Below are 22,896 nucleotides of genomic sequence, written 5' to 3' on the forward strand. Positions count from 1 at the left end.
CACGCTGGGACGTCGCTGGCCCGCTGGATGGGGAGGTACGCGGGCTCGGCTGGCCCGCGAGGCCGGGGTTCGGGGATGCCTACCTGGCTTGGGAGTGCGAGTCGCCCTGACTTGTGGCCGGCGTCTCGTGGAGGGGAGGTGACCCAGCGGCATCGTCGCCCTGGTCGTCGATGTCGCCATCGATGTCGTCAGAGTCTACCTCAGCATCAACCGGTACCCATTCACGGCCCGGCCGGTAGGGGCTGAGCTCTTCGCCGGTGTGCCGGTAGTGCTGCACGATGAGGATGGCGACGCCGATCGCGACGGCCAGGAAGGCCGCCCAGATGTTGGTGCGGATGCCGAAGAACATCTCGCTCGGGTCGATGCGGATCGCCTCGAAGAAGCTGCGCCCGATGCCGTACCAGATCAGGTAGACCGCGAATGCCTTGCCCCAGCGCAGGGTGAACCGGCGTTCCAGGAACAGGATCACGGCGATGCCGATGACGTTCCAGATGATCTCGTACAGGAACGTGGGGTGGAACAGCGTTCCCGCGGGAAGCCCCACCGGGAACGCGGGGTTCGTGGACTCGATCTCCAGGCCCCAGGGAAGCGTGGTGGGCAGGCCGAACAGCTCGTGGTTGAACCAGTTGCCGAAACGTCCGAGAGCCTGGGCAAGCAGCATGGCCGGTGCGAGCGCATCCGCGAACGACCAGTAGCGGATGCCGGTCTGCCGGCAGCCGAACCAGGCGCCGATGGCCCCGCCGATCAGGCCGCCGAAGATCGCGTTGCCGCCCTCCCAGATGAAGAGGATCCGCCACGGGTTCGCGCCGTCGTAGAAGTAGTCGCCGGGGTGCGTGAACACGTGGTACAGGCGCGCCGCGATGATGGCGGGCACGACCGTCCAGATGACGATGTCGAGCACCACACCGGGCTCAGCGCCGCGGCGCGTCAGCCGCGACGACGTCCACATCGTGGCGGCGATGATGCCGGCGAGGATGCAGAGCGCGTAGGCGTGGATGCGGAACGGGCCGAGGTCGAAGTAGCTCCAGTCGGGACTGGGGATGCTGGTCAGAACAATTGCCGGAAGCATGGGTCGTGCCTTTCATCGTGGCTCAGGGCCACCACCTCGTCCGGGCGTGCCCGGTCCTGGTCTTCTTGTGAACGCTGTCTCTGGATGCCCTCAGACGCTTCGCACCACGTCGCGGGTGCCCTCCGCGAGCTCCCGGGCGAGGGCGCGAACCCCCTCGATCCCGCCGTCGGCGAGGCTCTTCACGAGCGCCGAGCCGACGATGGCGCCGTCGGCGTAGCCGAGGATCTCGCGGACCTGTGCGGCTGTGGAGACGCCGACGCCCACGCAGGCGCTGGTGGCGCCCGCGTCGCGCAGCCGGTCGATGAGCACGCGGGCCGCCGCATCGACGTCGCTGCGCGCCCCGGTGATGCCCATCGTCGACACGGCGTACACGAAGCCGCGGCTCGACTGCACCGCCTGCCGGAGGCGCGCGTCGGACGACGTGGGCGCGGCGAGGAAGACACGGTCGAGGCCGGTGCGGTCGCTGGCGGTCAGCCAGGCCCCCGCCTCGTCGGGAACGAGGTCGGGCGTGATGAGCCCTGCTCCCCCGGCGGCCTTCAGGTCGTCGGCGAACCGGTCGACGCCGTACTGCACGACCGGGTTCCAGTAGGTCATCATCACGACGGGCGCGGAGACCTGGCTGGTGATCGCGGCAACCGCCTCGAAACCGTGGCGGAGCTTGAACCCGTCGGCGAGGGACTGCTGCGTCGCCGCCTGGATCACCGGACCGTCCATGACCGGGTCGGAGTACGGGATGCCGAGTTCGATGACGTCGACGCCGCTCTCGACCAGTGCGACTGCGGCGTCGATGCTACCGCTGAGGGTGGGGAACCCGGCCGGGAGGTAACCGATGAGGGCGCCGCTGCCCGCGTCGCGGCGGGCGGCGATCGCGGTGGCGACGGCGGATGTGCCTGGGGTCATACCTGGAGTGCGCCTTCGTCGAGCAGGTCGAAGTACCGGCCTGCGGTTTCCATGTCCTTGTCGCCGCGTCCGCTGAGGCTCACCAGGATGGTGGCGTCCGGGCCGAGCTCCTTGCCGAGTTCAAGCGTTCCCGCGAGGGCGTGCGACGACTCGATGGCGGGAATGATGCCCTCGGTGCGGCTGAGCAGCCGGAACGCCTCCATGGCCGCCGCATCCGTCACCGGCCGGTACTGGGCGCGGCCGGTGCTGGCGAGCCAGGCGTGCTCCGGACCCACGCCCGGGTAGTCGAGGCCGGCTGAGATCGAGTGGGACTCGACGGTCTGCCCGTCCTCGTCCTGCAGCAGGAAGCTGCGGGCGCCGTGCAGCACACCGGGGCGTCCCTTGGTGATGGTCGCCGCGTGCCGCAGGGTGTCGGCGCCGTCGCCGCCGGCCTCGAAGCCCCAGAGGGCGACGTCCTGGTCGTCGAGGAAGGCGTGGAAGATGCCGATCGCGTTGGAGCCGCCGCCGACGCAGGCGGTCACGGCGTCGGGCAGGCGCCCGGTGAGTTCCAGCACCTGCGCGCGGGCCTCTTCGCCGATGATCTTCTGGAAGTCGCGCACCATGGCCGGGAACGGATGCGGGCCGGCGACGGTGCCGAAGATGTAGTTGGTGTTGCCGACGTTGGTGACCCAGTCGCGCATGGCCTCGTTGATGGCGTCCTTGAGTGTGCGGGAGCCCGTCTTCACGGCGACGACCTCGGCGCCGAGCAGGCGCATCCTGGCGACGTTCAGCGCCTGCCGCTCGGTGTCGACCTCGCCCATGTACACCACGCACTCCAGGCCGAACAGGGCGGCGGCCGTTGCCGTTGCCACGCCGTGCTGCCCGGCGCCGGTCTCGGCGATGATGCGGGTCTTGCCGATGCGGCGGGTGAGCAGGGCCTGCCCGAGCACGTTGTTGATCTTGTGCGACCCGGTGTGGTTCAGGTCTTCGCGCTTCAGGATCACGCGGGCACCGCCGGCGTGCCGGGCGAACCGGGGCACCTCGGTGATGATCGACGGGCGGCCGGTGTAGCTGCGGTGCAGCTCGGCCAGTTCCGCGGCGAAGGCGGGGTCCTGCTTGGCCACCTCGTACTCCGCGGTCAGCTCATCGAGGGCGGCGATAAGCGACTCGGGGACGAAACGTCCTCCGAAGTCGCCGAAGTACGGGCCGGATTCGGTGCGCAGGGACATTCAGACCGCCAGGAATTCGGAGAGGGTGCGGAGCGGGTCGCTGGTGACGAGGGCCTCGCCGACCAGGACGACGTCGGCGCCGTCCGCGCGGTAGCGGGCCACGTCATCCGCCGTCTTGACGGCGGACTCTGCGACGCGGATGACGCCGTCGGGGATGCGCTCGGCGAGCGACCCGAACAGGTTCTGGTCGAGTTCGAAGGTGGAGAGGTTGCGGGCGTTGACGCCGATGAGACCGGCGCCGATGTCGAGGGCGCGGCTGAGTTCGTCGCCGCTGTGGGTCTCGACGAGGGCCGTCATGCCGAGGTCCTGCACCAAGCCGTGCAGGGATTCGAGCGTGCGCTGGTCGAGGGCGGCGACGATGAGCAGCACGAGGTCGGCGCCGGCGGCGCGTGCCTCGAACACCTGGTAGCGGTCGGCGATGAAGTCCTTGCGGAGCACCGGGATCTCGACGGCGTCGCGCACGCGCCGGAGGTCGTCGAGGGAGCCGCCGAAGCGGCGTCCCTCGGTGAGCACGCTGACGGCGCTGGCGCCGCCGTCGGCGTATGAGGCGGCGAGGGCGGCGGGGTCGGCGATCTCGGCGAGGGGGCCGCGGGACGGGCTGGCGCGCTTGACCTCGGCGATGATCTTGACCCGGTCGGCGGGCGCGAGCGCGTCGAGGGCGTCGATGGCCCCGGGGCGGTCCAGCGCGGCGCGCTCCACGTCTCTCAGGGAACGGCGCGACTGGCGCTCCGCGGCGTCATCGAGCGCGCCAGCGAGGAGTTCGGCGAGGAGATCGGATGGCACGAGGCTCAGTGGCCCTGGCCGTTGACCGCGTCGACGCCGTAGCCCATCCGCTTCATGACCCAGCCCACGATAAGGCCGATGACGAGAAGCCCGACGGAGGCCCAGACGAGCCACTCGATCGCGAAGAAGAAGGCCACGGTGCCGATGAGGAAGGCGACGAGCATGATGATGACAGCGGTCCACGCTGCGGGCGAATTGCCGTGGCCGGGGTCAGCGATCTCGTTGCTCATGGTTCTCCTTCTGCGTCAGGCTGCCCCCCAGTCTAGCGGGCCGGGGGCAGGGCCTCGTTCAGGCGGTGGGGTCGTCGCCGCGGCTCAGCTGGTCCCAGTCGCCGACCGCATCCGGCGCGTCTGCGGCCGCGTCGGTCGGCTCCGAACGGGCGGTGCCCGCGGCAGGCGCCGTGCCCTCCGCCGGGGCGAATCGGGTCTGGTACCGGCGGGTCGGGCCGGGCCAGCGCCGGGCGGTGAGGAGGACCCCGACGCCCGCTGCGGCAAGGAGCACGGCGCCGGCGACGGCGATCCACGGCCAGAAGGTGATGGCGGCGCCGGCGATATCGGTCCGCACGGCGTCCTGCCCGGCGACGCCGGTCACCGCGGTGACCGCCGGGGCGCTGGCGGCCGCCGGGTCGGTGATGGGAGCGAGGGCGGCGATGAAGACCGAGACGCCGAGGAGCACGGCGAGGACTCCGAGCACCCCCCGGATCACGGGGCCGGCGATGGTGAGCGCGCCGGCGAGGGCGAGGCCGGCCAGCGCGAGGGCCGTCACTGCGGGCGCGGCGGTGGACCCGGTGACGCTGAGGTGGGATGCCGCGGCAGCCTCGGTGACGTCCACCTCCACCCAGGTCTGCGTCCAGGCGAGCAGGGCCAGGCCGCTGCCGGCGAGCACCGCGAGGATGAGGAGCAGCTTGACGCGCCTGCCGGTCATCAGGAGACCCGGTGCATGGCGTTCGCGACGGCGACGGCGCGAAGCGGCGCTGCTGCCTTGTTCTGCGACTCCTGGTACTCGGACTCGGGCACGGAGTCGGCGACGAGGCCGCCGCCGGCCTGCACGCGTGCGATGCCGCCGGTGATGGTGGCGGTGCGGATGGCGATGGCGAGGTCGGCGTCCCCGGCGAAGCCGAAGTAGCCCACCACTCCCCCGTACACCCCGCGCTGTGCTGGCTCGAGCTCGTCGATGATCTCCAGCGCCCGGGGCTTGGGCGCCCCGGAGAGCGTGCCCGCCGGGAACGTGGCCCGGAAGGCGTCGATGGCGCTTTGGCCGGGCGCGAGGTCGCCCTCGACCGAGGACACGAGGTGCATGATGTGGCTGAACCGTTCGATGCGCATGAACTCGGTCACTTCCACCGTGCCGGCGGTGCAGACCTTCAGCAGGTCGTTGCGGGCCAGGTCGACGAGCATCAGGTGCTCGGCGCGTTCCTTCTCGTCGTTCGCGAGTTCCTCGGCGAGGTCGACGTCTGCCTCCGGCGTGGCGCCACGCGGTTTCGACCCGGCGATCGGATGTGTGAACACGCGCCCGTTCTGCACCTTCACCAGCGCCTCGGGTGATGAGCCGACGATCCAGTACGGATCCTGGGTCGTCGATTCGAGGCGCAGCAGGTACATGTACGGGCTGGGGTTCAGGCTGCGGAGCACCCGGTAGACGTCGATGGGGTGGGCGGTGCACTCCTGGTCGAAGCGCTGCGAGATGACGACCTGGAACACGTCGCCGTCGACGATGCGCTCCTTGGCGGTGCCGACAGCGGCGAGGAAGTCGTCGCGGTCGGTGCGGTGCACGGGCGCCGCCGGGGTGCTGAGATCGACGTTGGCCAGCCATGCCTCGGCGGGCTGGGCCAGCCGGTGCTGCAGCGAGTCGAGGCGTTCCTGCGCGGCCGCCCACAGGGCATCCGCGGTCTCGTCGCCGTCGGCGAGGACGTTGGCGATGAGCTGCACGGTGCCGTGCCGGTGGTCGATGACCACCAGGTCGGCGACGAAGGTGAATGCCTGCCCGGGCATGTCGTAGTCGGCGGGCGGCTGGTGCGGGAGGCGCTCGATCTGGCGGATGGCCTCCCAGCCGATGAACCCGACCAGGCCGCCGGTCAGCGGCGGATGTTCCGGCAGGCGGGGCGTCTGCCAGCGGGCGTGCAGCTGGGCGAGGGCCTGCAGCGGCGCGAGGCCGGCCGCCTCGCCGAGAGCACGCTCCTCGGTGACCCCGTAGTCGACCCAGCGCGATTCGTCGCCGTCCTGGGTGAGCACGCCGAACGAGGACACCCCGACGAAGGAGTACCGCGACCAGATGCCGCCCTGCTCGGCGGACTCGAGGAGGAAGCTGCCGGGCGTCTCGCCGGCGAGCTTGCGGTAGATGCCGACCGGCGTCTCCCCGTCGGCGAAGAGCTCGCGGATGACGGGGATCACCCGGTGGCCGGGCCGGAGCGCGTCGAACTGCTCGCGGGTTGTCGATCCGGCGGTGCCCATGCTCATGATTCCTCCCCCGGCCGGTGACCGGTGACGACCTCGACCTCGCGTCCGTCGAAGCAGGTGTGGGTGCCGGTGTGGCAGGCGGCGCCCACCTGGTCGACCTGCACGAGCAACGTGTCCGCGTCGCAGTCCAGTGCCGCGCCGCGCACGTACTGGGCGTGGCCCGATGTGTCGCCCTTCCGCCAGTACTCCTGCCGGCTGCGCGACCAGAAGGTCACGCGGCCTTCGGTCAGGGTGCGTCGGAGCGCCTCCTTGTCCATCCAGCCGAGCATGAGCACCTCGCGGGTGTCCCACTGCTGGATGATCGCGGGAAGGAGCCCGTCGGCGTTGAAGGCGGCCTGGCCCAGAACGGCATCGGTCGTCATGCGCGCACCAGCATTCCGGCATCCGCCAATTCGCGTTTGACGTCGCCGATCGTGAGTTCCCCGTGGTGGAAGACGGATGCCGCGAGCACCGCGTCGGCGCCGGCGGTGATCGCCGGTGGAAAGTGCGAGGCCTGCCCCGCCCCGCCGGAGGCGATGACGGGAACCGTCGTCTCGCGGCGCATGAGCGCGATGAGCTCCGTGTCGAAGCCCTGCTTGGTGCCGTCGGCGTCGATGGAGTTGACCAGGAGCTCGCCGGCGCCGAGTTCGACGGCCCGGCACGCCCAGGCCAGCGCGTCGAGGTCGGTCTCGGTGCGGCCGCCGTGGGTGGTGACCACGAAGCCGGAGTCGGTGCGGCTGGAGCGCTTCACGTCGAGGGAGAGCACGACCACCTGGGCGCCGAACCGGTCGGCGATCTCGGCGATGAGCGGCGGTCGGCGGATCGCGGCGCTGTTGATGCCGATCTTGTCGGCGCCCGAGGCCTGCAGCCGGGAGACGTCCTCGACGCTGCGGATGCCTCCGCCGACGGTGAGCGGGATGAAGACCTGCTCGGCGGTGGCGCTCACGACGTCGTACATGGTGGCTCGGTTGTCGACGGTGGCGGTGACGTCGAGGAACGTCAGCTCGTCGGCGCCCTGCTCGTAGTACCGGCGGGCCAGCTCCACCGGGTCGCCGGCGTCGCGGAGGTTCATGAAGTTGACGCCCTTGACGACACGGCCGTCCGCCACGTCGAGGCAGGGGATCACGCGTACGGACAGACTCATGGTGTGCCTCCCGTCAGAGCCGGGCGTTGTGGATGGGGCTGACGAGGATGGCGCGGGCGCCGAGGCGGTACAGCTCGTCCATGACGTTGTTCATGTCCGCACGCGGGATCATCACCCGCACGGCGACCCATTCCGGGTCGTGCAGCGAGGAGACGGTCGGCGATTCGATGCCGGGGGCCAGGGAGCAGGCGTCATCCAGGAGCGCGACGGGAACGTCGTAGTCCATGAGCACGTATTGCCGGGCGACGAGCACGCCCTGCAGGCGGCGGAGCAGGGTGGCGACGCCCGGCTTCTCCTCGCCGCCGCGGATGAGCACCGCCGTGGACTCCAGGATCACCGGGCCGAAGATCTCCAGGCCGGCCTTGCGGAGGGTGGAGCCGGTGGAGACGACGTCCGCGACGGCATCCGCCACGCCCAGCTGCACCGCGGACTCGACCGCGCCGTCGAGCGTGACGATGTCGACGGTGACGCCGTGCGTGGCGAGGAAGGAGGCGACCAGGCCCGGGAAACTGGTGGCGACGCGCGCGCCGGCGAGGTCGGCCAGTGTCTGGAATCGTCCGGGAGGGCCGGCGAACCGGAAGGTGGAGTCGCCGAAGTCGAGGCTCGCGATCTCGGTGGCGCTGGAATTCGAGTCAAGCAGCAGGTCACGGCCGGTGATTCCCACGTCGAGGGCGCCGCTGCCGACGTAGGTGGCGATGTCGCGGGGTCGCAGGTAGAAGAACTCGACGCCGTTGCGGGGGTCGGCCACAACGAGGTCGCGCGGGTCGCGCCGGCCGGTGTAGCCCGCCTCGAACAGCATCTGGGCGGCGGTTTCGGACAGCATGCCCTTGTTGGGCACGGCGATTCGGAGCATGGGGGTGCTTTCTGGGGAAGGGGTCGACGAGGTCATCTGAACGCGCGCGTCACAGATGTCGGTAGACGTCGGCCGGGCTCAGCCCCTTGGCCAGCATGAGCACCTGCAGGTGGTACAGCAGCTGGGAGATCTCCTCCGCGGTCTCCGCGTCGCTCTGGTATTCGGCGGCCATCCACACCTCGGCGGCCTCTTCGACGATCTTCTTGCCGATGGCGTGCACGCCGGCGTCGAGCTCGCGCACGGTGCCGGAACCCTCGGGCCGGGTGGTGGCCTTCTCGCTGAGTTCGGCGAAGAGTTCGTCGAAAGTTTTCACAGTGACAGGTTACTAGTGCGCGTGGGCGTGCGCGTTCGCGGCGGCGCGGAGGGCGGCGATCTGCGCGGCCGGATCGCTCGAGTTGAAGACGCTGGAGCCGGCGACGAAGGTGTCGGCTCCCGCGTCGGCGGCCGTGACGATGGTCTCCTCGTTGATGCCGCCGTCCACCTGCAGCCACACGTCGAGGCCGGTGGCGCGGACGGCGCCGGCGACGGCCTCGAGCTTCGGCATGGTGGCGTCGATGAAGCTCTGGCCGCCGAAGCCGGGTTCCACCGTCATGATCAGCACCTGGTCGAATTCGGGCAGGAGGTCGAGGTAGGGCTCCACCGGTGTGCCCGGTTTCAGGGCGATGCCGGCCCGGGCGCCGATGGCGCGCAGCCTGCGGGCCAGGCCGACGGCATCCGTTGCGGCCTCGGCGTGGAAGGTGACCGAGAAGGCGCCGGCCTCGGCGTAGCCCGGCGCCCAGCGGTCCGGGTCATCGATCATGAGGTGCACGTCGAGTGGGAGCGGCGAGACCTGCTGCAGCCGTTCGACCATGGCCAGGCCGAACGTGAGGTTCGGCACGAAGTGGTTGTCCATGATGTCGACGTGCACGAGGTCGGCGCTGCGGATGCGGCCGAGTTCGCTCTCGAAGTTGGCGAAATCGGCGGCGAGGATGCTGGGGTTGATCCTGGTCGGCATGGTTTCACCCTATCGAGCGATTCCGAGGCGCGCGGGTTGAACGCCGTTGCGCGGGTTGACTTCAACGCGCGCAGCGGCGTTCAACCCGCGCAACGCACGAAGGTCGTCAGCGGATGCGGGTCAGCAGCGTGATGAACATGGCGTCGGTGCCCTGCCGGTGCGGCCAGAGCTGCACCTGGGTTCCGGCGCCGGCGAGGTCGAGCTCGGAGCGGGCGAAGCCCTGCACGACGGCGGCCGTGTCGCACTCCTCGATGCGGTCGCCCCAGGTCTTCAGCGCCGCCGCGACGATGCCGCGCGTCTCGCCGAGGTGCGGCGAGCAGGTCACGTAGGCGAGCACGCCGCCGGGCTTCAGGGCACCGAGCGCGGCGTCGAGGAGCGCCGTCTGCAGCCCGGACAGGGCGGCCACGTCGGCGGGCTCCTTGCGCCAGCGCGCCTCCGGCCGGCGGCGAAGCGCCCCGAGGCCGGTGCAGGGTGCGTCGAGCAGGATGCGGTCGAACGTCTTCGGGTGCGTGTCGGCGATGCGCGTGCCGTCGGTCTCCCACACGGGCACGTCGGCGGGGACGGCGGCCAGGGCGGTGCGCACGAGCTCCGCGCGGGCGGGCACGACCTCGTTGGCCACGAGCTCGGCTCCCCCGGCGATGGCCTCCGCGGCAAGCAGGGCGGCCTTGCCGCCGGGACCGGCGCAGAGGTCGAGCCAGCGCTCCCCCGGCCGCACCGGGCGGGCGCGGCTGAGCGCGAGCGCCGCGATCTGCGAGCCTTCGTCCTGCACGCGGATGCGGCCGCCGCTTTGGGTGACGACATCGACCGGGTCGCCGCCGGCGAGCCGCAGCCCGGTCGGCGCGTACGCGTCGGGCACGCCGGCGGCGGCGGCCTCCTCGTCGGTCGCGAGTCCCGGCAGCGCCACAAGGTTCACCCGCGGGGCGTCGTTGTCGGCGGCGAGGAGCGCCACGAGCTCGTCCTCCCGTCCCTCGGCGCGCAGTGCCTGCCGGAACGCGCGCACCACCCACACCGGATGCGAGTACTCCGCTGACAGCCGGTCGTCGGCGTTCCGCGCGTCGGCGAGCACCCGCTCCCGCCATTCCTCGGGGCTGGTGCGGGCGATGGTGCGCAGCACGCCGTTGGTGAAGGTCGTGGCCGACCGGGAGGCGACCAGCCGGGTGAGTGCAACGGACTCGTTGACGGCGGCGTGGCTGGCCACCCGCATGGAGAGCAGCTGGTGGGTGCCGAGGCACAGCACGTCCAGCACGGCAGGATCGATCGCGCTCACGGGGCGGCCCGCGGCGAGGGCGATGACCCGGTCGTAGTAGCCCTGCATGCGCAGGGTGCCGTAGGTGAGCTCGGTGGCCAGGGCCGCGTCTGCCCCGTTCAGCGCGGCCCGCTTGATCCGCGTGGGCAGCAGCAGGTTCGCGTACGCGTCAGACTCCCGTACGGCGGCGATGACGTCGTACGCCACCTGGCGGGCGGGCTGGACGACTCCGGCACTCGGTCCGCGGCGCCCCTGGTTTCCCCGTCGTGCGTCGCTCATGAGGCCACCAGTTCTGCGGCGGCGACGCCGCGCCACCAGTCCGTTGCGGGCATGGGTTTCTTTCCGGCGGGTTGCACCCGGCGCAGTTCCAGCGGATGCGTGCCGGTGCCGACGAGGACGCGGCCGTCGACGAGCCGGATGTGTCCTGGCGGCTGGGATGCGGCATCCGCTGCCGGCGCCGCCTCGGCGATCTTCAGCCGGGCGTCGCCGATGGTCGTGAACGCGCCCGGTTCCGGGGTGACGCCGCGGATGCGGTTTCCGATGGCGTCGGCCGCGGCGCTCCAGTCGATGCGGGCGTCATCGAGGGTGAGCTTGGGGGCGAGGGTGACCTCGCCGGTCTGCGGAACGGCCCGCACGGTGCCGGCGGCGAGCTCCGCCACGACCTGCAGGAGCAGGTCGGCGCCGCGGAGGCTCAGGACGTCCAGAAGGTCGCCGGACGTGTCGGCGGCCCCCACCGGGTGCGTGACCCGGCCGAAGACCGGCCCGGCGTCCAGCTCCGGCACAAGCTGGAACACGGCTGCGCCGGTGACGTCGTCGCCCGCGATGAGCGCCCGCTGCACGGGGGCGGCGCCCCGCCAGCGCGGCAGGAGCGAGAAGTGCAGGTTGATCCAGCCGAGCCGCGGCGCGGAGAGCAGCGGCTCCCGCACCAGGCCGCCGTACGCGACGATGACGCCCAGGTCGGCGCCGGTCACGGCATCCGTCGCCTCGTCGCCCAGCCGGTTGGTTTTCAGCACCGGCAGGCCGAGCGCGTCGGCCGTCGCCGCCACCGGCGACGGCGTGAGCACGCGCTTCCGGCCGAGGGGCGCATCCTCCCGGGTGAGAACCAGGGTGACGTCGTGGTCCGACCCGGCCAAGGCGGCAAGCGAGGGGACCGCGGCCTGCGGGGTGCCCGCGAAGACGAGTTTCATTTACAGCAGCTCCGGGTCGTCGAATCGTACTTTGAGTGTAGGCGGCGGTCGGTAGCCGCCGCCCTTGGCCGGTCGCCTGCCGGTGGCGGCGCGCACGATAGCGGCCTTCAGGGCGATGGCGACCTCGTCGCCGGCGCTGTAGGGCAGCCGAACGATGGCCCGCACCGTCTCGCGGTCGGCCCCAACCGGCCCCAGCACGTCGACACCCGCGATCCCGGCCAGCCCGGCGAGGGCCGTCTCGACGGCGGGCGCGGTTCCCGTGACAGATGCCGCGCGCACGGCGGGCGGGAAGCGGAGGCTCCGCCGGTCGGCCAGCTCACTGGCCGAATACCGTTCCGGTTGCCAGAGGCTGAGTGAGCGCGCGAGCAGGCCGCCGACCCCGATGAGCATGACGGATGCGCCGGGCGCGGCCAGCGCCGCCGCGTTCGACCACCAGCGCAGGCAGTCCTCCCCCACCCGCAGCGACTCGCGGGCCAGCAGCCGTTCCCCGTCGAGCAGCAGCACCGCGCGGTACCCGCCGGGCGCGAGGGGTTCGGCCCCGCGGGTGGCGATGACGAGCGCCGGGGAGGCGCCAACGTGCTGGACGATGTGATCGCCGTCGGCGACGATGACGCGCACGCCCGGGAAGGCGCGCCCGAGTTCTTCGGCCGTGCGGCCGCTGCCGACGGTCACCAAGCGGTAGGTCGTGCCCTCGCAGAGCGGGCAGTGCCAGCCCGCGGCGAGGGCGCCGCACCAGCGGCAGGCGGGGGTGGCGCCGGCCGACGCGAGGCCGAGCGGTCCCTGGCAGCGGGTGCAGCGCGCCGAGTGGCGGCAGGTGGTGCAGGCGAGCACGGGCGCGTAGCCGGGACTCGCGACCTGCACGAGCACGGGGCCGTGCTGCAGCGCGTCGCGGGCGGCGCCCCAGGCGGCGGAGGGGATGCGGGCCCCGCGCGCGTCGGCGCCGGCCTGCAGTTCGGTGGGGATGACCCGGGGATGCCGGGACCGGGCGGGTGCGACCGCGTCGAACCAGCCGATCTCCACGAGCCGCTCCACCTCGACGCTGCGTGCGTGCCCGAGGAACACCAGCGCGCACCCGCTCTGCTGCTGCCGCACCAGGGCGGCGTCGCGCGCGTGCACGTAGGGGCTGAGCGGCTCCGCATACAACGGGTCGCCGTCGTCCCACAGGGCGATGAGGCCGAGCTCGTGGGCCGGCGCGTACACGGCCGACCGGTTGCCGATGATGATGCGCGGCACCGGGTCGAGGCAGGCCAGGAAGTCGCGGTACCGGTCGGGGTCGGACTGGCGGGCGTCGACGCGGCGCACCGAACCGGCCGGCGCGAGCTGCTCCAGGGCCGCCTGCAGCTGATCCTGGTCGCGGTAGTCGGGCACCGCGAGGATCGCGCTTCGGCCCGCGGCCAGGGCGGCCACGCCGAGTTCGGCGAGGGTCAGCGCCCACTGCCCCACCGTCTCGCCGCCCGGCAGCTGCACGGGCTCGGGCACGGCGGCGACCGCCGCACGGCGGCCATCCGCGACGAGCGCCGCCACGGCGCCGGGCGGGTAGTCGGCGAACGCCGGCACCGTGACGGCCGGCACCGTGACGGCCGGCGCCGAATCGCAGGTCGGAGCCGCTGTCCCGGCGGCGTCCGCGGCATCCGCTGCCTGCGCCAGCCACGCCTTCTCCACCCGCACGCGTCGTGGCGGCACGGCGAGGCGGATGATGTCGCTCGCGTTCCCGGCCGCCCTGTCGGCGAGTGCGCGGGCGAGCGTCCACACCTCGCCCGTGAGCACTCGCGCCGGCGACACGACGCTCTCCAGCGGGCTGAGCGCGCCGTGGAAAAGCGCCTCGCCGTCGCTGCCGGTCGCGTCGGGCGGCACGAGGTCGATGAGGTACCCGCTCATGACCCGGCCCGACGACCCGAACGGCACCTTGACGCGCACACCGGGCAGCGCCACGGCGGCGAGCTCGTCAGGGACGGCGTAATCGAAGAGATGGTCGAGCTGCGGAAGCGGCGAGTCGATCAGCACCCGCGCCACGAGGCCGGTGTGCGTCATCGTCAGAGCCCGGCTGCGCTTCGGAGCTCCTCGACCCGGTCGAGCTTCTCCCAGGTGAAGTCGGGCAGTTCCCGCCCGAAATGACCGTACGTGGCGGTCTGGGCGTAGATGGGCCGCAACAGGTCGAGCGAGCGGATGATCGCGGCCGGCCGCAGGTCGAAGACCTCCTGGATGGCCGCGGTGATCGCGGTGTCGGGCAGGGCGCCGGTGCCGAAGGTCTCGACGTACAGGCCCACGGGCGCCGCCTTGCCGATCGCGTAGGCGACCTGCACCTCGAGTCGTTCGGCCAGGCCGGCGGCGACGGCGTTCTTGGCCACCCACCGCATGGCGTAGGCGGCCGAGCGGTCGACCTTCGACGGGTCCTTGCCGCTGAAGGCGCCCCCGCCGTGACGGCTGGAGCCGCCGTAGGTGTCGATGATGATCTTGCGGCCGGTGAGGCCGGCATCGCCCTGCGGGCCCCCGATCTCGAACCGCCCGGTGGGGTTGATCAGGGTCTGCGCGGCCGAGGAGTCGAGGTCGACGCCGGCGAGCACCGGCCGGATCACGAGCTCCTCGATCTCCTGCCGCAGGTGGTGCGTGGACACCGACGGCGAGTGCTGCGTGGAGACGACGACCGTCTCGACGGTGCGCGGGGTGATGCCGTCGTACCCGACCGTGACCTGCGTCTTGCCGTCGGGGCGGAGCCAGGTGAGTTCCCCGGACTTCCGAACGGCGGCGAGGCGCTCGGCGAGGCGGTGCGCGATCCAGATCGGGATGGGCATGAGGGTCGGCGTCTCGCGCGTGGCGTAGCCGAACATGATGCCCTGGTCGCCGGCGCCCTGCCGGTCGAAGTCGTCGACGCTCTGCTGCTCACGGGACTCGAAGGCATTGTCGACGCCCTGGGCGATGTCGGGCGACTGGCCGCCGATGGAGATCTCGACGCCGCAGGACCGGCCGTCGAACCACACGTCTGACGAGTCGTAGCCGATCTCGGTGATCGTGCGCCGCACGATCGAGGGGATCTCGACGTACCCGGCCGTGGTCACCTCGCCGGCCACATGCACGAGCCCGGTGGTGACCATGGTCTCGACCGCGACGCGGCTGTGCGGGTCTTCGGTGAGCAGGGCGTCGAGGATGCTGTCGGAGATCTGGTCGCAGATCTTGTCGGGGTGCCCCTCGGTCACCGACTCGGAGGTGAACAGGCGAAGTGCGCTCATAGGGCCGTCTCTGTCATTGTGGAAGACCAGTCGTGGGCGAGGTGCCCGTCGCTGGCGGATTGCTGACCACGTCGAGGATGGCATGTGCCACCGACACCTTGCCCCCGGTGGCCTCGCCCACTATAGCTCCGGCGGCGTCCAGCACGATGACGGCGTTGTCGTCGGCCGCGAATCCCTCGTGCCAGCCCACCCGGTTCACCACGAGGTAGTCGCAGCCCTTGCGCGCAAGCTTGGTGCGTCCGAGCTCCAGGAGCGCGCCGCGGTCGGTCTCGGTCTCGGCGGCGAAGCCCACCACCAGCTGCCCGGGGGTGCGGGCGGCGGCGAGCCCGGCAAGGATGTCGGGGTTCCGCACGAGCTCGAGGGCGAGCCGGTCGCCGGCCTGGTCTTTCTTGATCTTCCCGGGTTCCACGGTGGCGGGCCGGTAGTCGGCGACGGCGGCCGCCATGATGACGGTGTCGGCGTCCTTCGCAGCGGCCTGCATGGCCTCCTGCAGCTCGGCCGTCGTGGAGACGGGGCGCACGGTCACGCCGGACGGCGCGGGCACCTCGAGGTGCGCGGCCACGAGGGTCACCTGGGCGCCGCGGGCGGCGGCGGCGGCCGCGAGGGCCACGCCTTGCCGGCCACTGGAGCGGTTGCCGAGGAAGCGCACCGGGTCGAGCGGCTCCCGGGTTCCCCCGGCACTGATCGCGATGCGGCGTCCGGCGAGGTCCTGGTTCGACGACGTGCCGGCGGATGCCGCGTCCAGCGCGGCCAGCGCGGCGGCCACGATGGCGTCAGGTTCCTCCATTCGCCCGGGGCCGCTGTCGGCGCCGGTGAGCCGGCCGGTGGCCGGCCCGACGACGATCACGCCCCGGGAGCGGAGGATGGCGACGTTCGCCGCGGTCGCCGGGTTGCTCCACATCTCGGTGTGCATGGCCGGAGCGACCACGATGGGCGCTGAACTGGCGAGGATCGTGTTGCCGAGGAGGTCGTCGGCGAGGCCGGCCGCCATCTTCGCCAGGGTGTTCGCTGTGGCGGGGGCGATGACGATCAGGTCGGTCGTCTGGCCGAGGGCCACGTGGCGCACCTCGGCGACACCCTCGTAGAGGTCGGTGTGCACCGGATTCCTCGAGATGGCCTCGAGGGTGGGCCGGCCGACGAACCGGAGCGCGGCATCCGTCGCGACGACCTGCACGTCGTGGCCCTGCAGAACAAGAGCGCGCACGACGCCCACCGCCTTGTACGCAGCGATGCCGCCGGTGATTCCGACGATGATCCTGCGACCAGTGGGCATTCGTGCGCGCTCGGGGCCTGGCGTTACTGGGCGATCGGGCGGGCGACGATCTTGTCTTCGTTGATCTCGCGGAGGGCGACCGACAGCGGCTTGTCGTCGATGGTGGAGTCGACCAGCGGGCCGACGTTGTCGAACAGGCTGCCTTCGTGCAGGTCGGCGTAGTAGTCGTTGATCTGGCGGGCGCGCTTGGAGGCGAAGATCACGAGCGCGTACTTGGAGTCGACCTTCGAGAGCAGGTCGTCGATGGGCGGGTCGATGATTCCGGTGGACTTGGTGGCCATGGGTGACACTCCTTCAGTGCATGAACGGTGCGTCGGGGACGCACAAAATCAAGGCATTCCGGCCGGAGGGCGCGACAATGCCTTGCGAATCTGTATCAAGTCTACGACTTCCTGGGCGGCCTCGGCCACGTCGGTGTTGACGACCTGGTAATCGAACTCCCCCTGCGCGGCGAGTTCGAGCTTCGCCGTCTCCAGCCGGCGGGCCCGTTCGGCGGCGTCTTCGGTGCCGCGGCCGACCAGCCGGCGCACGAGTTCGTCCCAGCTCGGCGGGGCCAGGAACACGAGCGTCGCCTCGGGCATCGCCCGGCGCACGGCCCGGGCGCCCTGCAGGTCGATCTCCAGCAGAACGCTCGTGCCGGAGGCGATCGCGTCGTCGACGGGCTTGCGGGGTGTGCCGTAGCGGTAGGCGTTGTGCACGGTCGCCCACTCGAGCATCTCGCCCTGCTCGACCATGCGGTCGAACTCGGCGTCGTCGACGAAGAAGTAGCTGACACCCTCGACCTCGCCGGGACGCGGGGCCCTGGTCGTGGCCGACACGGACAGGCTCACCTCGGGGAAGTTCTCGCGGATGTAGGTGGCGACGGTGCCCTTGCCGACGGCGGTCGGCCCGGCGAGCACGACGAGCGTGGAGCGGGTGGAGCCGCGCCTGGTGGTGGGCTTGGTGGAGAGGAAGTCCCGCAGCCGGTCGCGCTGGTGCGTGCCGAGGCCGCCCAGGCGCTTGGCGCGCGAGATGCCCAGCTGGTCCATGAGCCGATCCATCTTGGTGACCCCGATCGCCGGGATGCTGAGGAGCAGTTCGGTGACCCGGAGTTTGCCCTCGACGCCGTTGGGGTCGGCGATGGCGGCGGAGAGCACTTCGAGCGCCGTGCGCTCCCCCGCGGCGACCTGTGCTTTGACGGCCGCGCGGGCTCGGCGGGCGGCGACGGCCGCGCGGGACGCGGCGACCCGGTCGACGTCGGGCGGGGTGGGGCGATTAGTGGACACGGGCGGCTCCTGCTTGCGTGGCTCGGTTCGCGATGGCGTCGGCGAGCCGTTCCGGCCCGGCCGAGAGCACACTGCGCGACTCACTCACAATAACCGCTGGTGCGAGGCTGCCGTAGATGCTGCGCAGATTCTCCACGTCTGCACCCTGGTAGCCGAAGCCCGGGGCGAGCACCGGGGCCAGCGGATGCGCCGGTGCGGCGTGCACGTCGATGCCGTATGCGGCGAGGTCCACGGTGGCGCCGAGGACCACCCCGACGGACCCGAACCCGGCCCCGCCGGCCCGTGCGTTGTGCTCGGCGACCTCGTCGAGCACGGCCCGCGCGACGGTCTTCCCGGCCGCCGGGCCGTCCTGCAGCAGCGCGCGCTGGAGGAGCGCCGCCTCCGGGTTGGAGGTGGCGGCGAGCACGAAGACGCCCTTGCCGGACTCCTCGGCGAGACGGAGCACCGGGCCGAGCGACCCGACGCCGAGGTACGGGCTGGCGGTGACGGCATCCGCTTCGAGGGGCGAGCCGGGGGCGAGCCAGGCCTGCCCGTACCCGTCGGCGCTCGTGCCGACATCGCCGCGCTTGGCGTCGGCGATGACGAGGAGGCCGGCTTGCCGGGCGTCGGCGAGCACGCGCTCGAGGGCCGTGTAGCCGGCCGCGCCGAAGCGCTCGAAGAACGCCACCTGCGGCTTGACGATGCCCGCCCGGCCGGCCGTGGCCTCCACGACGAGCCGTCCGAAGCGCTCGGCGCCGGCGGCGGAGTCGGGCAGGTTCCACTCCCCCAGGAGCCACGCGTGCGGGTCGATGCCCACGCACAGCGGTCCCCGCTCGGCGAACGCCTGCTCGAGGCGCGCCCCGAAGCTCACCGTGCCGCCCGGGCGGCCGCGTACTCCTGGAGCGAGGTGACCTCGAAGCCCGACCGGATCGCGTCGATCGACGCGACCGCGGCGGAGAGTTCGGCGATCGTGGTGAACAGCGGCAGGTCCCCGGCGACGGCGGCGGCGCGGATCTCGTACCCGTCGGCGCGGGTGGCGCGGCCGCCGGGCGTGTTGATCACGATGTCGACCTTTTGCGCTTTGATCAGCTCCACGATCGAGTCCTGGTCGCCGCCGGTCTTCTCGCTGTACTTGCCGACCACGCTGGCGTGGATGCCGTTCCGCCGCAGCACCTCGGCGGTGCCCTCGGTGGCCATGACCTGGTAGCCGAGCTGCTGCAGGCGCAGCACCGGCAGGATGATGGAGCGCTTGTCGCGGTCGGAGACCGACACGAACACGGTTCCCTCCAGCGGCATGCCCCCGTATGCGGCCAGCTGGCTCTTGGCGAACGCGCGCGGGAAGTCGCGGTCGACGCCCATCACCTCGCCGGTGGAGCGCATCTCCGGGCCGAGCACGGAGTCGACGATGTCGCCGCCGGGGGTGCGGAACCGCTTGAACGGCAGCACGGCCTCCTTCACGGCGATGGGGGCGTCCATGGGAACGCGTGAGCCGTCCTGTTCCGGGAGCAGCCCATCCGCTTTCAGCTGCTCGATGCTGGTGCCGACCATGATGAGCGACGCGGCCTTGGCCAGCGGGATGCCGAGGGCCTTGCCGACGAACGGCACCGTGCGGGAGGCGCGCGGGTTCGCCTCGAGCACGTAGAGCACGCCGGCGCCGATGGCGAACTGCACGTTCAGCAGCCCTTTCACGCCGATGCCCTGGGCGATGCCGAGGGTGGCCTCGCGCACCCGGTCGATCTGGGCGCGGCCGAGGGTGACGGGCGGGAGGGTGCAGCTGGAGTCGCCGGAGTGGATGCCGGCCTCCTCGATGTGCTCCATCACGCCGCCGATGTAGAGCTCGTGGCCGTCGTAGAGCGCGTCGACGTCGATCTCGATGGCGTCGTCCAGGAACCGGTCGACGAGCAGCGGATGCGCCGGGCCGATGATGCCCTGGCCGGCCATGCGGCCGAAGTAGTCAGCGAGCGACGCGGAGTCGTAGATGATCTCCATGCCGCGGCCGCCGAGCACGTAGCTCGGGCGCACGAGCACCGGGTAACCGATCTCCTCAGCGACGGCGACCGCGCCGGGGAAGTCGGTGGCGGTGCCGTTGCGCGGCGCCAGCAGGCCGGCCTGCTCGAGGATGCCCGCGAACAGCCCGCGTTCCTCGGCGAGGTCGATCGCCTCGGGGCTCGTGCCGAGGATGGGGATCCCGGCCGCCTGCAGGCCCTTGGCCAGTCCCAGGGCCGTCTGCCCGCCGAGTTGCACGACGACGCCCACGAGTTCGCCGCTCTGGCTCTCGGCGTGGATGACCTCGAGGACGTCCTCGAGGGTGAGCGGCTCGAAGTACAGCCGGTCGGAGGTGTCGTAGTCGGTCGAGACCGTCTCCGGGTTGCAGTTGATCATGATGGTCTCGTACCCGGCGTCGGAAAGCGCGAAGGACGCGTGTACGCAGGAGTAGTCGAACTCGATGCCCTGGCCGATGCGGTTCGGGCCGGAGCCGAGGATGACGACCTTGCGGCGGTCGCTCGGGGCGACCTCGGTCTCCTCGTCGTAGCTGGAGTAGTGGTACGGCGTGAGCGCCGGGAACTCGCCCGCACACGTGTCGACGGTCTTGTACACCGGGCGCACGTCGAGGATGTGCCGGATCTTGCGGGCGTCCTCCTCGCCGAAGCCGCGCAGTTCGCCGATCTGTGCGTCGGAGAACCCGTGGTCCTTGGCCAGGCGCAGGGTGGCGGTGTCGAGCGTGGCGGCCGCGGCGACCCGGTCGGCGACGTCGTTGATCAGCACGATCTGGTCGATGAACCAGGGGTCGATCTTGGTGGCCTCGAACACCTGCGCCGCGGTGGCGCCCTTCCGGAGCGCCTGCTGCACGGTCACGATGCGGCCGTCGGTGGGCACTTCGGCCTCGGTGAGGAGCTGCGAGGCGCTGCGGGTCTCCTCGCCCCAGTGGAACGACGAGCCGCGCTTCTCGAGGGAGCGCAACGCCTTCTGCAGTGCGGAGGTGTAGCTGCGACCGATGGCCATCGCCTCCCCCACCGATTTCATGGTGGTGGTGAGGCGCTGGTCGGCGGCGGGGAACTTCTCGAACGCGAACCGCGGCACCTTCACCACGACGTAGTCAAGGGTCGGCTCGAAGCTGGCCGGGGTGACCTTGGTGATGTCGTTCGGGATCTCATCGAGGCGGTAGCCGAGCGCGAGCTTGGCGGCGATCTTCGCGATCGGGAAGCCGGTGGCCTTGCTGGCCAGGGCGGAGGAGCGGGACACGCGCGGGTTCATCTCGATGACGATGATGCGCCCGGTGGCCGGGTCGACGGCGAACTGGATGTTGCAGCCGCCGGTGTCGACGCCGACGGCGCGGATGATGTCGATGCCGATGTCGCGGAGCTTCTGGTATTCGCGGTCGGTGAGGGTCAGGGCGGGGGCGACGGTGATCGAGTCGCCGGTGTGCACGCCGACCGGGTCGACGTTCTCGATGGAGCAGACGACGACCGTGTTGTCGGCCGTGTCGCGCATGAGTTCGAGCTCGTACTCCTTCCAGCCGAGGATCGACTCTTCCAGCAACACCTCGGTGGTGGGGCTCTGGTGCAGCCCGTCGCCGACGATGCGGCGGAGCTCCTCCTCGCTGTAGGCGAAGCCGGACCCGAGGCCGCCCATGGTGAACGAGGGGCGCACGACCAGTGGGTAGCCGAGGTCCTCGGCGAAGCCGACGGCCTCCTCGACGGTCTTCGCGATGTGGGAGCGGGCCACGTCGGCGCCGGCCTCGATCACGAGGTCCTTGAAGATCTGCCGGTCCTCGCCCTTGTGGATGGCCTCGAACTTGGCGCCGATGAGCTCGACGCCGTACTTCTCGAGGATGCCCAGGTCGTGCAGCTGCGTCGCCGCGTTCAGCGCCGTCTGACCACCGAGGGTCGGCAGGATCGCGTCGGGCTTCTCCTTGATGATGATCGACTCGATGATCTCGGGGGTGATCGGCTCGATGTAGGTCGCGTCGGCGAAGTCCGGGTCGGTCATGATCGTGGCCGGGTTCGAGTTGACCAGGATGACGCGCACGCCCTCCGCGCGGAGCACGCGGCAGGCCTGGGTGCCGGAGTAGTCGAACTCGGCCGCCTGGCCGATGACGATCGGGCCGGAGCCGATCACGAGCACGCTGTTGATGTCGTCGCGCTTGGGCATTACTTCGCGTCTCCTGCTCCGGCGGCCGCCTTGCGGGCGACCACCACATCCCTGAACTGGTCGAAAAGGTGGTTGGCGTCGTGCGGGCCGGCCGCCGATTCCGGGTGGTACTGCACGCTGAACGCGGGGATGTCGAGGCAGCGGATGCCTTCCACCACGTTGTCGTTCAGGCTGTAGTGGCTCACTTCCACCCGCCCGAAGCCGGTGCGCGACTCGCTGACGCCCTCGATGGGCATGTCCACGGCGAAGCCGTGGTTCTGTGAGGTGATCTCCACCCGACCGGTGCTCTTGTCGAGCACCGGCTGGTTGATGCCGCGGTGCCCGAACGGCAGCTTGTAGGTCGAGAAGCCGAGCGCCCGGCCGAGAAGCTGGTTGCCGAAGCAGATGCCGAAGTACGGCAGGCCCGCCCGCAGCGCCTCCTGCAGCAGGGTCACGTGGGCGCCGGAGGCGGCGGGGTCGCCCGGGCCGTTGGAGAAGAACAGGGCGTCGGGCTTCAGCGACAGCACGTGCTCGGCGGTGACGTTCTGCGGCAGCACGAACACCTCGAAGCCGCGCTCCGACAGGTAGTCGAGGGTGGACTTCTTGACCCCGAGGTCGAGGACCGCGACCGAGCCGATCCGTTCGCCCTGGGCGGGGATGGAGAAGGGCTCGACGGTCGAGACGTCGTCGGAGAGGTTGCGGCCGCGCATCTGCGGGCCGGCCTGCACCAGCTCCAGCTGCTCGCCGTCGGAGAGGGCGAACCGGTCCCCGGAGAAGACGCCGGCGCGCATGGCGCCGGCCGAGCGGATGTGCCGGGTGACGGCGCGTGTGTCGATGCCGCTGATGCCGACGACACCGCCGGCCTCGAGGTCGTCGTCGAGGCTCCGCTCGGAGCGGAAGTTGGACACGGTGCGGGAGGGCTCGCGCACAATGAAGCCGGCCACCCAGATGCGCCGGGACTCCATGTCGGTGTCGTTGACGCCCGTGATGCCGATGTGCGGCGAGGTCATCAGCACGATCTGCCCGGCGTACGACGGGTCGGTGAGGGTCTCCTGGTAGCCGGTCATGCCGGTGGCGAAGACGACCTCGCCGAGGGTCTGGCCGGTGGCGCCGTATGCGCGGCCCGTGAATCGGCGCCCGTCCTCGAGGACGAGGACGGCGGGTCCGGCCTCCAGGGGTGTGTTCTCAGCTGGCTCGCTCAC

At 71.4% G+C, this 22,896-nt stretch carries 22 protein-coding genes; all 22 read right to left on the minus strand.

Annotated elements, in window-relative coordinates:
* Positions 1-79 precede the first annotated feature (79 nt).
* The 22 genes from lgt to carA all read right to left on the minus strand — a co-directional run bounded on the left by lgt (position 80) and on the right by carA (position 22,896).
* Positions 80-1,069: a prolipoprotein diacylglyceryl transferase gene (lgt, locus tag EEJ31_RS03785; RefSeq protein WP_123044963.1), complete on the minus strand. Its 990-nt coding sequence runs from the start codon at positions 1,067-1,069 to the stop codon at positions 80-82.
* A 90-nt stretch (positions 1,070-1,159) separates the two neighbouring features.
* Positions 1,160-1,969: a tryptophan synthase subunit alpha gene (trpA, locus tag EEJ31_RS03790; protein ID WP_123044964.1), complete on the minus strand. Its 810-nt coding sequence runs from the start codon at positions 1,967-1,969 to the stop codon at positions 1,160-1,162.
* Positions 1,966-3,177 carry a tryptophan synthase subunit beta gene (gene trpB / locus EEJ31_RS03795; RefSeq protein ID WP_123044965.1) on the minus strand — a complete coding sequence of 404 codons (1,212 nt, stop codon included), beginning with the start codon at positions 3,175-3,177 and terminating at the stop codon, positions 1,966-1,968. Before trpB ends, trpA begins: the two co-directional genes overlap by 4 nt.
* The gene (gene trpC, locus EEJ31_RS03800) at positions 3,178-3,960 is read right to left on the minus strand and encodes an indole-3-glycerol phosphate synthase TrpC (protein ID WP_123044966.1); all 783 of its coding nucleotides are present in this window, start codon (positions 3,958-3,960) and stop codon (positions 3,178-3,180) included.
* Positions 3,961-3,965: 5 nt separating this feature from the next.
* On the minus strand, positions 3,966-4,190 hold the full coding sequence (locus EEJ31_RS03805) for a DUF6704 family protein (RefSeq protein ID WP_123044967.1): 225 nt from the start codon (positions 4,188-4,190) through the stop codon (positions 3,966-3,968).
* A gap of 58 nt (positions 4,191-4,248) precedes the next feature.
* Positions 4,249-4,884 carry a Trp biosynthesis-associated membrane protein gene (locus tag EEJ31_RS03810; protein ID WP_123044968.1) on the minus strand — a complete coding sequence of 212 codons (636 nt, stop codon included), beginning with the start codon at positions 4,882-4,884 and terminating at the stop codon, positions 4,249-4,251.
* On the minus strand, positions 4,884-6,416 hold the full coding sequence (locus tag EEJ31_RS03815; RefSeq protein ID WP_123044969.1) for an anthranilate synthase component I: 1,533 nt from the start codon (positions 6,414-6,416) through the stop codon (positions 4,884-4,886). Before EEJ31_RS03815 ends, EEJ31_RS03810 begins: the two co-directional genes overlap by 1 nt.
* A complete protein-coding gene (gene hisI, locus EEJ31_RS03820) occupies positions 6,413-6,778 on the minus strand; it encodes a phosphoribosyl-AMP cyclohydrolase (RefSeq protein ID WP_123044970.1) in 366 nt (121 codons plus the stop codon). Before hisI ends, EEJ31_RS03815 begins: the two co-directional genes overlap by 4 nt.
* Positions 6,775-7,539 (minus strand): imidazole glycerol phosphate synthase subunit HisF, encoded by a 765-nt coding sequence (gene hisF / locus EEJ31_RS03825; RefSeq protein WP_123044971.1) that lies wholly within the window; start codon positions 7,537-7,539, stop codon positions 6,775-6,777. The genes hisI and hisF overlap by 4 nt, the downstream gene beginning before the upstream one ends.
* Before the next feature lie 13 nt (positions 7,540-7,552).
* Positions 7,553-8,392, minus strand: a complete 840-nt coding sequence (gene hisG / locus EEJ31_RS03830) for an ATP phosphoribosyltransferase (protein ID WP_123044972.1) — start codon at positions 8,390-8,392, stop codon at positions 7,553-7,555.
* Positions 8,393-8,441: 49 nt separating this feature from the next.
* On the minus strand, positions 8,442-8,705 hold the full coding sequence (locus tag EEJ31_RS03835) for a phosphoribosyl-ATP diphosphatase (RefSeq protein WP_123044973.1): 264 nt from the start codon (positions 8,703-8,705) through the stop codon (positions 8,442-8,444).
* 12 nt (positions 8,706-8,717) lie between these two features.
* Positions 8,718-9,386 (minus strand): ribulose-phosphate 3-epimerase, encoded by a 669-nt coding sequence (gene rpe, locus EEJ31_RS03840; RefSeq protein ID WP_123044974.1) that lies wholly within the window; start codon positions 9,384-9,386, stop codon positions 8,718-8,720.
* Between the two features lie 106 nt (positions 9,387-9,492).
* Entirely contained in the window at positions 9,493-10,911 is a 1,419-nt protein-coding gene (locus tag EEJ31_RS03845; protein WP_123044975.1) for an RsmB/NOP family class I SAM-dependent RNA methyltransferase, read from the minus strand.
* Positions 10,908-11,819 carry a methionyl-tRNA formyltransferase gene (gene fmt, locus EEJ31_RS03850; RefSeq protein ID WP_123044976.1) on the minus strand — a complete coding sequence of 304 codons (912 nt, stop codon included), beginning with the start codon at positions 11,817-11,819 and terminating at the stop codon, positions 10,908-10,910. Before fmt ends, EEJ31_RS03845 begins: the two co-directional genes overlap by 4 nt.
* Complete coding sequence (locus EEJ31_RS03855) at positions 11,820-13,850, minus strand: primosomal protein N' family DNA-binding protein (protein WP_123044977.1); 2,031 nt, start codon at positions 13,848-13,850, stop codon at positions 11,820-11,822.
* Positions 13,851-13,852: 2 nt separating this feature from the next.
* Positions 13,853-15,046, minus strand: coding sequence for a methionine adenosyltransferase (gene metK / locus EEJ31_RS03860; protein WP_123044978.1), 1,194 nt, complete (start codon positions 15,044-15,046; stop codon positions 13,853-13,855).
* Between the two features lie 13 nt (positions 15,047-15,059).
* Positions 15,060-16,319 (minus strand): bifunctional phosphopantothenoylcysteine decarboxylase/phosphopantothenate--cysteine ligase CoaBC, encoded by a 1,260-nt coding sequence (coaBC, locus tag EEJ31_RS03865; RefSeq protein WP_123044979.1) that lies wholly within the window; start codon positions 16,317-16,319, stop codon positions 15,060-15,062.
* A gap of 23 nt (positions 16,320-16,342) precedes the next feature.
* Positions 16,343-16,600: a DNA-directed RNA polymerase subunit omega gene (gene rpoZ, locus EEJ31_RS03870; protein WP_123044980.1), complete on the minus strand. Its 258-nt coding sequence runs from the start codon at positions 16,598-16,600 to the stop codon at positions 16,343-16,345.
* A gap of 48 nt (positions 16,601-16,648) precedes the next feature.
* Positions 16,649-17,584, minus strand: a complete 936-nt coding sequence (gene gmk, locus EEJ31_RS03875) for a guanylate kinase (protein WP_123044981.1) — start codon at positions 17,582-17,584, stop codon at positions 16,649-16,651.
* The gene (gene pyrF, locus EEJ31_RS03880; protein ID WP_123044982.1) at positions 17,574-18,434 is read right to left on the minus strand and encodes an orotidine-5'-phosphate decarboxylase; all 861 of its coding nucleotides are present in this window, start codon (positions 18,432-18,434) and stop codon (positions 17,574-17,576) included. Before pyrF ends, gmk begins: the two co-directional genes overlap by 11 nt.
* Positions 18,431-21,715 (minus strand): carbamoyl-phosphate synthase large subunit, encoded by a 3,285-nt coding sequence (gene carB, locus EEJ31_RS03885; RefSeq protein WP_123044983.1) that lies wholly within the window; start codon positions 21,713-21,715, stop codon positions 18,431-18,433. The genes pyrF and carB overlap by 4 nt, the downstream gene beginning before the upstream one ends.
* Positions 21,715-22,896, minus strand: a complete 1,182-nt coding sequence (gene carA / locus EEJ31_RS03890; protein ID WP_233563712.1) for a glutamine-hydrolyzing carbamoyl-phosphate synthase small subunit — start codon at positions 22,894-22,896, stop codon at positions 21,715-21,717. The genes carB and carA overlap by 1 nt, the downstream gene beginning before the upstream one ends.

It is taken from the genome of Cryobacterium tepidiphilum, from assembly GCF_003716325.1.
Taxonomy (GTDB): domain Bacteria; phylum Actinomycetota; class Actinomycetes; order Actinomycetales; family Microbacteriaceae; genus Cryobacterium; species Cryobacterium tepidiphilum.

Bases quoted from the DNA above. Each gene is read 5' to 3' on its own strand.
- hisF (WP_123044971.1), bottom strand. From the start codon at position 7,539: ATGAGTCTGTCCGTACGCGTGATCCCCTGCCTCGACGTGGCGGACGGC.
- rpoZ (WP_123044980.1), bottom strand. From the start codon at position 16,600: ATGGCCACCAAGTCCACCGGAATCATCGACCCGCCCATCGACGACCTG.
- hisG (WP_123044972.1), bottom strand. From the start codon at position 8,392: ATGCTCCGAATCGCCGTGCCCAACAAGGGCATGCTGTCCGAAACCGCC.
- rpe (WP_123044974.1), bottom strand. From the start codon at position 9,386: ATGCCGACCAGGATCAACCCCAGCATCCTCGCCGCCGATTTCGCCAAC.
- EEJ31_RS03855 (WP_123044977.1), bottom strand. From the start codon at position 13,850: ATGACGCACACCGGCCTCGTGGCGCGGGTGCTGATCGACTCGCCGCTT.
- coaBC (WP_123044979.1), bottom strand. From the start codon at position 16,319: ATGCCCACTGGTCGCAGGATCATCGTCGGAATCACCGGCGGCATCGCT.
- metK (WP_123044978.1), bottom strand. From the start codon at position 15,046: ATGAGCGCACTTCGCCTGTTCACCTCCGAGTCGGTGACCGAGGGGCAC.
- carB (WP_123044983.1), bottom strand. From the start codon at position 21,715: ATGCCCAAGCGCGACGACATCAACAGCGTGCTCGTGATCGGCTCCGGC.
- EEJ31_RS03805 (WP_123044967.1), bottom strand. From the start codon at position 4,190: ATGAGCAACGAGATCGCTGACCCCGGCCACGGCAATTCGCCCGCAGCG.
- hisI (WP_123044970.1), bottom strand. From the start codon at position 6,778: ATGACGACCGATGCCGTTCTGGGCCAGGCCGCCTTCAACGCCGACGGG.
- lgt (WP_123044963.1), bottom strand. From the start codon at position 1,069: ATGCTTCCGGCAATTGTTCTGACCAGCATCCCCAGTCCCGACTGGAGC.
- EEJ31_RS03845 (WP_123044975.1), bottom strand. From the start codon at position 10,911: ATGAGCGACGCACGACGGGGAAACCAGGGGCGCCGCGGACCGAGTGCC.
- EEJ31_RS03815 (WP_123044969.1), bottom strand. From the start codon at position 6,416: ATGAGCATGGGCACCGCCGGATCGACAACCCGCGAGCAGTTCGACGCG.
- trpB (WP_123044965.1), bottom strand. From the start codon at position 3,177: ATGTCCCTGCGCACCGAATCCGGCCCGTACTTCGGCGACTTCGGAGGA.
- fmt (WP_123044976.1), bottom strand. From the start codon at position 11,819: ATGAAACTCGTCTTCGCGGGCACCCCGCAGGCCGCGGTCCCCTCGCTT.
- trpA (WP_123044964.1), bottom strand. From the start codon at position 1,969: ATGACCCCAGGCACATCCGCCGTCGCCACCGCGATCGCCGCCCGCCGC.
- EEJ31_RS03810 (WP_123044968.1), bottom strand. From the start codon at position 4,884: ATGACCGGCAGGCGCGTCAAGCTGCTCCTCATCCTCGCGGTGCTCGCC.